9 protein-coding genes and 1 tRNA gene are annotated in these 8,801 nt (G+C 62.4%); 4 read left to right on the top strand and 6 right to left on the bottom strand.

Annotated elements, in window-relative coordinates; genetic code table 11:
* The 3 genes from EN991_RS12925 to EN991_RS12935 all read right to left on the bottom strand — a co-directional run.
* On the bottom strand, positions 1-431 hold a 431-nt coding region (locus EN991_RS12925; protein WP_127368899.1), incomplete at its 3' end, for a DUF2948 family protein.
* 205 nt (positions 432-636) lie between these two features.
* Positions 637-1,929 carry a UDP-N-acetylglucosamine 1-carboxyvinyltransferase gene (murA, locus tag EN991_RS12930; protein ID WP_013530201.1) on the bottom strand — a complete coding sequence of 431 codons (1,293 nt, stop codon included), beginning with the start codon at positions 1,927-1,929 and terminating at the stop codon, positions 637-639.
* Between the two features lie 130 nt (positions 1,930-2,059).
* On the bottom strand, positions 2,060-2,254 hold the full coding sequence (locus EN991_RS12935; protein WP_013530202.1) for a hypothetical protein: 195 nt from the start codon (positions 2,252-2,254) through the stop codon (positions 2,060-2,062).
* Between the two features lie 160 nt (positions 2,255-2,414).
* Between EN991_RS12935 and EN991_RS12940 the strand changes: the two genes are divergently transcribed.
* Together EN991_RS12940 and EN991_RS12945 are read left to right on the top strand one after the other, a co-directional pair.
* Positions 2,415-2,489: transfer RNA gene (locus EN991_RS12940), tRNA-Thr, on the top strand.
* Positions 2,490-2,809: 320 nt separating this feature from the next.
* Positions 2,810-4,384 (top strand): DUF882 domain-containing protein, encoded by a 1,575-nt coding sequence (locus EN991_RS12945; RefSeq protein ID WP_127366533.1) that lies wholly within the window; start codon positions 2,810-2,812, stop codon positions 4,382-4,384.
* Between the two features lie 305 nt (positions 4,385-4,689).
* Here EN991_RS12945 and EN991_RS12950 read toward each other — a convergent pair whose 3' ends face one another.
* The 3 genes from EN991_RS12950 to EN991_RS12960 all read right to left on the bottom strand — a co-directional run bounded on the left by EN991_RS12950 (position 4,690) and on the right by EN991_RS12960 (position 7,031).
* The gene (locus tag EN991_RS12950; protein ID WP_013530204.1) at positions 4,690-5,214 is read right to left on the bottom strand and encodes an OsmC family protein; all 525 of its coding nucleotides are present in this window, start codon (positions 5,212-5,214) and stop codon (positions 4,690-4,692) included.
* Positions 5,215-5,324: 110 nt separating this feature from the next.
* On the bottom strand, positions 5,325-5,861 hold the full coding sequence (locus EN991_RS12955) for a carboxymuconolactone decarboxylase family protein (protein ID WP_024504783.1): 537 nt from the start codon (positions 5,859-5,861) through the stop codon (positions 5,325-5,327).
* 87 nt (positions 5,862-5,948) lie between these two features.
* Positions 5,949-7,031, bottom strand: a complete 1,083-nt coding sequence (locus tag EN991_RS12960) for a sigma-70 family RNA polymerase sigma factor (protein WP_164753405.1) — start codon at positions 7,029-7,031, stop codon at positions 5,949-5,951.
* A 227-nt stretch (positions 7,032-7,258) separates the two neighbouring features.
* Here EN991_RS12960 and EN991_RS12965 point away from each other — a divergent pair, with 227 nt between their 5' ends.
* Positions 7,259-8,164, top strand: a complete 906-nt coding sequence (locus tag EN991_RS12965) for a MurR/RpiR family transcriptional regulator (RefSeq protein WP_127366532.1) — start codon at positions 7,259-7,261, stop codon at positions 8,162-8,164.
* Positions 8,165-8,221: 57 nt separating this feature from the next.
* Positions 8,222-8,801: M20/M25/M40 family metallo-hydrolase (locus EN991_RS12970; protein ID WP_127368900.1), on the top strand; the 580-nt coding region annotated here is incomplete at its 3' end.

Raw genomic sequence — 8,801 nt, forward strand, 5'->3', positions numbered from 1 at the left:
GACTTGTGGAGGGGGCGGGGGGTGGCTTCCCACGCCCCGCCGATGTCGGCAAGACGGGCCTCGATGCACTCGACGTCGAGCATGATCGCACCGCCGCCCGAGAAGATCAGCTCGACGATGCCGGCCGGCTTGCTGATCTCGATGAAGCTGATCGCCAGCAGCGACAGGACTTCGGCAGGCTTGTCGCGGTCAATACCGCTGGTCTTGGCCCCGAGCACGCGGTCGAAATGCAGCACGGCCTGCCGTCGCTCATTATGCTGGCGAAACAGGCCGGATTTTGCCTCCCAGACGAAACGGTTCATGGTCAGCAGGAAACGCTTGGCCGCGGGGAGGAATTCGAGGTCGCTGACTTTCAGCACGGCATCCTGGACATGAGCCGAAACGATGCTCAGATCCTGGTCGTCGAGCGCGATAAGCTTAAGGGCGGTCATACGGATTTCGCACCTGAAGGTTGATTGTTCAGCCTTCTGTTAGGCGGTCTTGGCGATCGGTGCAACCGCACCAGCAGCTGCAGCTCTGCGCTGCCCCTCATCGCCCTGCCGGGCACTTCTCCCCGGATAGTGACGGGGAGAAGGACGCTGCCGCGAAGGATTTCGCCAATCTCCTGCGTTGCTAGAGAGGAGCCGAGGTCGCGGGCTACGCCGAAATCCGTTCGATCACCGCACCGCAGTTGGACAGCTTTTCTTCCAGCCGCTCGAAGCCGCGATCGAGGTGGTAGACGCGGTTGACCGTGGTCTCGCCTTCCGCCGCCAGGCCGGCGATGACCAGCGAGACAGAGGCGCGAAGATCGGTCGCCATGACCGGCGCGCCCTTCAGCTTCGGCACGCCGTCGACGATCGCCGTCTGGCCCGAAAGCGTGATGTGAGCGCCGAGCCGCGCCAGTTCCTGCACATGCATGAAGCGGTTCTCGAAGATCGTCTCGGTGATGCGCGACTTACCCTTGGCCATGGTCATCAGGCCCATGAACTGCGCCTGCAAATCGGTCGGGAAGGCCGGGAAGGGTGCTGTCGTCACGTCGACCGGCGAAATGCCGGCGCCGTTGCGCCTCACCCGGATGCCGGAATTGGTCGGCGTGATCTCCGCACCCGTCTGGGCGATCACGTCCAGTGCGGTCTGCAGCAGGTCCGCACGCGCGCCTTCGAGCACGACGTCGCCGCCGGTCATGGCGACGGCCATCGCATAGGTGCCGGTCTCGATGCGGTCGGGAATGACGCGCACGCGCGCACCGGAGAGCGATTCGACGCCGTCGATGGCAATGGTTGGCGTGCCGGCGCCGGAAATCTTCGCGCCCATGGCGTTGAGGCACTCGGCCAGATTGACGATCTCGGGCTCGCAGGCGGCATTTTCCAGCACCGTCTCGCCCTTGGCGAGTGCCGCGGCCATCATCAGCACATGGGTGGCGCCGACCGAGACCTTCGGGAAGATATAGCGGTTGCCGACAAGGCGGCCATTCCGGGTCTTGGCGATGACATAGCCGGTGTCGACGTCGATATCAGCGCCCAGCGCCTGGAGGCCCTCGAGGAACAGATCGACCGGCCGCGTGCCGATGGCGCAACCGCCCGGCAGCGACACTTTTGCTTCGCCCATGCGGGCCAGCAGCGGGCCGATCACCCAGAACGAGGCGCGCATCTTCGACACCAGCTCGTAGGGCGCTGTGGTGTCGACGATGTTGCGGGCGGAGAAGTTGATGGTGCGCGAATAGCCCTCATTCTGCTTCTCGCGGCGGCCATTGACCGAATAATCGACGCCGTGATTGCCCAGGATGCGGATCAGCTGCTCAACATCGGCCAGATGCGGCACGTTTTCCAGCGTCAGTGTGTCGTCGGTCAAAAGCGAGGCGATCATCAAAGGCAGCGCCGCGTTTTTCGCGCCCGAGATCGGAATGCTTCCGGAGAGCTTGTTGCCCCCGACAATTCTGATGCGATCCATGGAAGAACGTCCCTCTCGGCCAAAAAAGGGCCGGTTCAATCGTTTGAGTAGCGGCCCGTCTAGACCATTGGCCAATCTGGTTCAAGAAATAGGATTTCGCCCACCCCAGGCCAAGAGTGACCTATTTGAGTTAATCTTTTTGTATTTTCTTCGATGCAGCGAGCCCGTCCGGGCGCAGGTCGGCCTCGCCGGTCCGCCGCGAGCGCGACTGCGCCTTGCGCTTCTGCAGATTGGCGCGCAATTGCTCGGCGAGCCGATCCTTGCGGATTGTTGCGCTGCTTTTCGGTGGACCATCCTTTTTCACTGGAATTGTCTTGTCGTCCATCGCCCCATCCCGCCGGCGACCCACCAGCTTGCTGTTCAGGGATAGCCAACATTGTGGCACTGCCATGTCATTAAAAGCCATCCGGCAAAGCCTTTCACAGAAGCGTTGCACTTGGCCTTGCGCTTGCCGGTTCGATATGGCAGAAGCCCCGCCATCAGCGGCTGCGGTAGCTCAGTGGTAGAGCACTCCCTTGGTAAGGGAGAGGTCGAGAGTTCAATCCTCTCTCGCAGCACCAGTTTCCAACATCCCTGTTGCCGCACGATCGTCCTCTGCATTTGCGAGGGCGAGGCGGGTACATGGGATGGCGCGGCCCTCGTGCCGGCAGACCCGATCAGCGGTTCATTGCTTCAGAAAATGGCTGCCACAGGCAAATCCAGCCGAAGCGCATTCCGGCAAGACACGATTCATTAACCAAGATGCTATTCATCGACATGACGTATTGTGGCATGGATGCCCGTCTTCGCCGGTCAGATCCATGCTTGTCAGGAAGAGGGCCGAAAGGCTCCTGATCTGGGCGGAAATCTAAATCGCCCGAAACAAAAGAACGTGCAAGGCATGAACGTGAGCGAAAACGTGCAAAACGCCCCCGGTGCTTCCCGTCTTTGGACCCTGCCTGCCATCATCGCAGCGTTCCTTTGCCTGTGCGCTACCGGCGCGTTCGCGGAGACGCGTGCTTTGAGGATTCAACATCTCCATACGGGAGAGAAGGCTGAAATCGTCTTCAAGCGCAATGGGCGCTATGATCCGGCGGGATTGAAGAAGATCAATCTCATGCTGCGCGACTGGCGTCGCAACGAACCGACGAAGATGGATCCGCGCCTGCTCGATCTTGTCTGGCAGGCCTATCGCGCCAGCGGCTCGACAGCCTATATCCATGTGGTCAGCGCCTATCGTTCGCCGGCGACGAACGCCATGCTGCGCAGCCGCTCGAAGGGCGTGGCCCGGGAGAGCCAACACATGGTTGGCCGCGCGATGGATTTCTTCCTGCCGGATGTGCCGCTGAAGAAGCTGCGCGACATCGGCCTCAAAATGCAGGGCGGCGGCGTGGGTTATTACCCCACCTCCGGTTCGCCTTTCATACACATGGATGTCGGCAATGTGCGGCATTGGCCTGGCATCAGCCGCCAGGAACTCGCCAGGGTATTTCCGAACGGCAACACACTGCATGTGCCGAGCGACGGCAAACCGCTGCCCGGCTATGAGCAGGCGTTTGCCGCCTACAAATCGCGCAAGGGCGCCGGCACGCCCAACATCGAGCTGGCAAGCGTCGACGGCGGCCAACGCAGGCCGCGTGGCCTGCTGGCGACGCTCTTGGGCGGGGGCGGCGCAGACGAGTCCGACGATGTCGCGGAAGCGGTGCCGGCGCCACGCAAACCGGCGAGGTCCGTCGAACCCAGACCGGCTGGACAGGGTATCGCTATCGTGCCGCCGCAGGATGCCCAGCGGGCGGACATCCAGATTGCTGCCAGCGATCCAGGCGAAGAACCGCTTGCCGGGCAGAAGGGGAAGACGCCTGAAGCGATCGTCATGGCGATGGCACCGGGCTCAGTGCCGCTGCCGGCCTTCGCACCGCGAGCCGAGTTCACGGCACCCGTTCCCACCCCGGAAGCCGCACCGTTGGCAATCGCCGGCGCGTCCACGGCGCAGGCCGAGCTGGCCGTTGCCAAGCCGGACGCTGCGAATGCCGATGCCGCTGCCACGAGCGTCGCGCCGGAGATGATGGCGCTCAACGTCCCATTGCCGACATGGCGGCCGGAAAGCCAGTCAAGCCCGACGCGCCAGTTGGAAGCAGCCAAATCTGGCGATGCCATCGGTGTCTTGCTGGCCATGCATCACCCCGACGACGGGCTGGCCGGCGAGCGGATCGCGGCGCCTGCGTCAAAGCCAGAAGATCGCGTCAGGGCGAACCCCAAGGCCGACCGTGTCCAGCGGCGCCCCGATTCCGAGGCAGATCGCGCTGTTGCCGGTGGGGCCGCATCAACAGGGACGCCCATGATTGCCGCCAATTTCATCCGCACGGCGCCGGAGCATGTCTATCTCGATGGATTCCAACCGCGGGGACGGACGTCCGATCACCGCCGCTTCACCGGCTCCGCGGTGAAATTCCTGCCCATCGCCAGTTTCAAATAGAGGGCGAAAGCACCGTTCGATCCAGTGTCGAAATGTGTTGCGCCATATCGATGGCCGGGGCGGTCACGGGATTCGCAATGCCGAACCCTTCCGCGCTATGACACTTGGCGAGCAGCGCGCTACTGCAGCGGGCAGTCGGCTCGTTGCTGTCGGCCGCCATCCGTTGCCTTTCGAGCAGATCGCCCCGCGAACTTGCCAGGATCGTGGTGGCGGCGCAAACGTGCACGAGGCATATTTGGCCCCGCCGGCCGCAACCGGCGGGACTAAGCCACAGGCCGCCCAGCGGGCGAGTTCTGCGACACGGATCACGCCTGGTGAATCACCAACTCGCTGGTCATGGGAATTCCTCTAAGGGCGCCAAGCACCATGTTGTGCGAGATCGCGCGCTCATGAATTTTCTCCAGATCGGCGCGGGGCGCCGAAGAACACACGGTCGCGCTGAGGTGCAGGGACACGTAGCAATGCCGGGCGTCCACGGGCGCCGTGAGCCCATCAAGTCCGTCGAACTCGCCACGCGGGTCGAACACGCCTTCCGCGATGAAATCGACCGAACGAAGATCGACCCCCGCATGCGCTGCCAGCATCGGATAATCCGAGCCGGCGCACACAGCCGCCGCGGCAAAGATCTGCTCCCAGGGAAAGACGGCGGTCGGCGAATTGTCCTTGAGGCTCGCCGGTCGCTCCAGTAGCGGTGTTGTGTAAGGATCGCCTGATTGCGGGTCGAAGCGGTAGCGGGCACGATAGGTGCCACGCACCGCGTCACCGTGTTTCTTTAGCACGGACACGATATCTTTGACTGTGCTGACGGTTTCTCCGAAGACTACTGGCATCTTTACCTCCCTATAAAATGAGAATTCCACTCCCTATTCCGGTCCGCGGATGCCGACGACGGTTGCCGCGGCCTGGCCCCAATTCCGACAATGTGCCGACAAGGCTCGCGCTACTTGGCAGGCGCGGCAGCCTGAGCGTCGCCGCCGAGATCCTTCTTGAAGGTCTCAAAGTCGACCTGCATGCCGTTGAAGATTGTGCTCCAGTGCCGTGACAGAGCGGCGATAGCGACGGCCTCTTCGATCTCGTCCTCCGTTGCGCCCGCCTGTTTTGCGCTCTCGGTGTCTTCCCAGATGCAATACTGGCAGGGAATTTGTGCGGAGACGGCGAGCGAGATCAGAGCCTTGACCTTCGGCGGCAGGGCGGTTTCGCTGGAGAACTGCAGAGCCTTCACCTCTGCCCAGGCGCCCGGCAGCGCTGCTTTTGAAACCTGATGGAGAAAGGTCGGCACCGAGCCGAGCGTCCGCTCGACGTCCTTATAGGTGGCGTCGACCTCAGCTTGACCGGCCCAGCCTAAGCCTGATGACAACAATGTGGCGCAGACGACAGTCGATGCGAACGCCGTGTGAAGGAGGCGGCGCGAGCGGCTGGGCCCGAGCTCGCCGTGGTGTGCAATGGAAGCAACATGGGAAACTGCGAAGGCGAACATGATCTCTCTCCTCTTTGGAACCATTTGCGTCCGGGCCAGATGATGCCCGCGTGCTGTAAGGAGTCACGGACGGGAGAAAAAGTTCGATCAGTCGTCCTCGATTCTAGGCGGACGCGGCGAAAGATGAAGATGCAAGCGTCGGGCCTTGCCGTCTCGCTGAAAGATCACCAGGACGACACCCGGCGGGCAGTGGAAAGGGTCTTCCGGCGGATTGACGAATAGTCCCTCGATCACAGTGACCTGGCTGGCGCTGAGAATGCGCTGCGGTTCCAGGCGGACGCCGGCTTCCGTGTCGGCGTCGACTTCCCAGGCAAGGAATGAGCGACCCAGCACTGGTTTGCTCGTCCCGCGGACAAGATGCAGGTCCTCTGCAAAGTGCCCAAGGAAGCGGTCACGCTCGCCATGCTGGTTGAGCCCATTGAAAATTTCGGAGTAGAATCGCTGGCGCTCGCGAGACTGCGAGCGAGCCTCTGTGTCGGCAAGGCCCGCCGTTTCCAGCAGCATCTCGGCAAGCTTGCGTTTGGCTTGCGACAAACGACTGCGAACCGTCCCAATCGGGACACCCAGAATGGCGGCCAGTTCCTCGTAAGACTGATAGCTTCCGAAATAGCGCAACATGGCGGTAGCCTGCAGCGGCTCGGGAAGCTTGCGTAGGGCGTCCCAAACCCATTCGCGAAGCGCGACTTTCTCCAGCCGCTCCTCAATGCTTGCGCGTTCGTCTGGGCGGTCTGGAATGTCGGCGGTCAAGATCTCGCGTCGTCTTCGACGCAATTGTTGCAGGCAACAGCGGTGCAACACAGTGCGAAGCCAGCCACCGACGGCTTGCGGATCCTTGAGTTCGCCGATGCGCCTCAGCGCGATCAGGAAAGTCTCATGCACAGCATCTTCGGCGTCCGACCCATAGCCGAGCATGTTCAGCGCTATCGCATAGAGCCGTGCGCGATGACGTTCCAGCAGCAGGCCGAGGCAACCACAATCGCCGCCCCGAGCGGCAAGGGCCAGTTCGGCATCACTCGGCACGATATGAGTTTCGTAGCCCATGGGCTTAAGATGCATCAACTGGCGAAAAAGTTCGAATGCCAGTTCAGCTTTGTCACGATCCGTGTTCGGCGGGCACCAGTTCACCAATGACGCTTTGATGGGGTTTTGGATTGAGGTTATGACCCTCACTTCACGTCCGTAACAACCGGCCCCGGAACGGGGTCCGTGAGAACCAGGCTCGCCGCCAAGATACTCAAGCGAGATCGAAAGTGCATATGGCAGTGAGCAAGGATTGTATTCTGGCGGATGCGGGCGATCTACGCGGCTAGATTCAATCCTGTAAAACTTTTTCCAGATTTGACACCATTTCACAAAATTGTAAGATAATCATCTTCCGTCAGCGATAGGCGATGACCATGTCGATCCGCGAAGAACTGGCCAACACGACCGTGGCGTTCACCTCCGCGGAAGAGAAGATCGTCCAGGTCCTGCTCGCCGATTACCCAATGTCGGGGCTGGGCACCGCAACCCGGCTGGCACGGCGCGCCGGCGTCAGCGACCCGAGCGTGACGCGGCTGATGACCAAGCTTGGCTATGTCGGCTTTGCCGATTTCCAGGCACGCCTGCTCACCGAAGTCGAATCCAGGCTGCATTCGCCGCTTTTGATGATGGAAGCCAAGCGTCCGGGCGGCTCCAGCGAAGGCACCGCACTTGCCTATTTCCATTCGGTTTCCGACAGCCTGGAGCGTACGCGCACGGCTGTGCCGGTGCAGGCCTACACGCGCGCTGTCAACATGCTGCTCGAGAGCAAGGGCCAGGTCGTGCTGCTGGGCGGCCGGTTCAGCCGGCATATCGCCTCCATGCTGGCCGGCTATCTCCTGCAGTTCCGCTCCGGCGTGCGCGACATCGGTTCGTTGAGTCCCGCCGATTTCGACCTGTTGATCGACCTTGGCAAGCGCGACCTCCTCGTCGTGTTCGATTACCGGCGCTACCAGTCGGACGTGGTGAGCTTTGCCCAGCAGGCCAAGGAGCGCGGCGTCTCCATCCTGCTGTTCACCGACGTCTGGCTGTCGCCGATATCTGACATAGCGGACCTGACCATGGTCGCGGCGATCGACGCCAACTCGCCGTTCGACACGCTGGCGACGGCCGTTGCCCAGATGGAAACCGTCTTTGCCCACGCGCTGGAGGGCCATGGCGCCGGGGTGCGCAAGCGCATCGAGGACATCGAGAAGATCCGCAGCGCCAATGCGGTCACGCTCGATACCGTCCTATCGTCATCGGCCGACGACGCCGCCAAATCCAAAACCACAAGGAAGTAGTGTCGTTGCGCGCAGTGCAGCGATGCAAAGCGCCGCGACGCAGAAAAGGAAGCGACAATGCCCGACAACCAGACCTTCATCGACGCCGTGCAGGCTGAGATCGAGACCGATCGCGACTGGTTGATCGGCCTGACCCGCGACATGGTCCGCATCCCTTCGGTCAACCCCAAATTCGAGCCCAATCCGGCGATCAACCGCGAGGCGGATGTCCAGGCGCTGCTCGAACCGATCCTCAAGCAGGACGGGTTCAGGACAGAGCAATGGGATGCCTTGCCCGGGCGGCCCAATCTGGTCGGCGAATGGGCGGGAGACGAGAGCCGCAGCCTGATCCTGTGCGGCCATATCGACGTCGTGCCGGTCGGCGCGATGAAGGACTGGTCGGTCGATCCGTTCGGCGGCGAAATCACCAATGGCCGGCTCTATGGCCGCGGTGCCGTCGACATGAAGGGCGGCGTCGCCGCTTGCATCGCCGCCGCGCGCGCGATCCGCAAGGCGGGCATCACGCTGCAGGGCCGGCTCGCCATCCACTCGGTCGTCGATGAGGAAGCCGGCGGCTTCGGCGCCATGGACGCGGTGAAGAAGGGCAAGCTCGCCAAGGCGGTGCTGGTCGCCGAACCGACCTGGGGCGATGTCCTGC

Origin of the sequence: Mesorhizobium sp. M7A.F.Ca.US.005.03.2.1, from assembly GCF_003997795.1 — a bacterium.
Taxonomy (GTDB): domain Bacteria; phylum Pseudomonadota; class Alphaproteobacteria; order Rhizobiales; family Rhizobiaceae; genus Mesorhizobium; species Mesorhizobium ciceri.

Bases quoted from the DNA above. Each gene is read 5' to 3' on its own strand.
- EN991_RS12950 (WP_013530204.1), bottom strand. From the start codon at position 5,214: ATGCCAGTAGTCTTCGGAGAAACCGTCAGCACAGTCAAAGATATCGTG.
- EN991_RS12965 (WP_127366532.1), top strand. From the start codon at position 7,259: ATGTCGATCCGCGAAGAACTGGCCAACACGACCGTGGCGTTCACCTCC.
- murA (WP_013530201.1), bottom strand. From the start codon at position 1,929: ATGGATCGCATCAGAATTGTCGGGGGCAACAAGCTCTCCGGAAGCATT.
- EN991_RS12955 (WP_024504783.1), bottom strand. From the start codon at position 5,861: ATGTTCGCCTTCGCAGTTTCCCATGTTGCTTCCATTGCACACCACGGC.
- EN991_RS12945 (WP_127366533.1), top strand. From the start codon at position 2,810: ATGAACGTGAGCGAAAACGTGCAAAACGCCCCCGGTGCTTCCCGTCTT.
- EN991_RS12935 (WP_013530202.1), bottom strand. From the start codon at position 2,254: ATGGACGACAAGACAATTCCAGTGAAAAAGGATGGTCCACCGAAAAGC.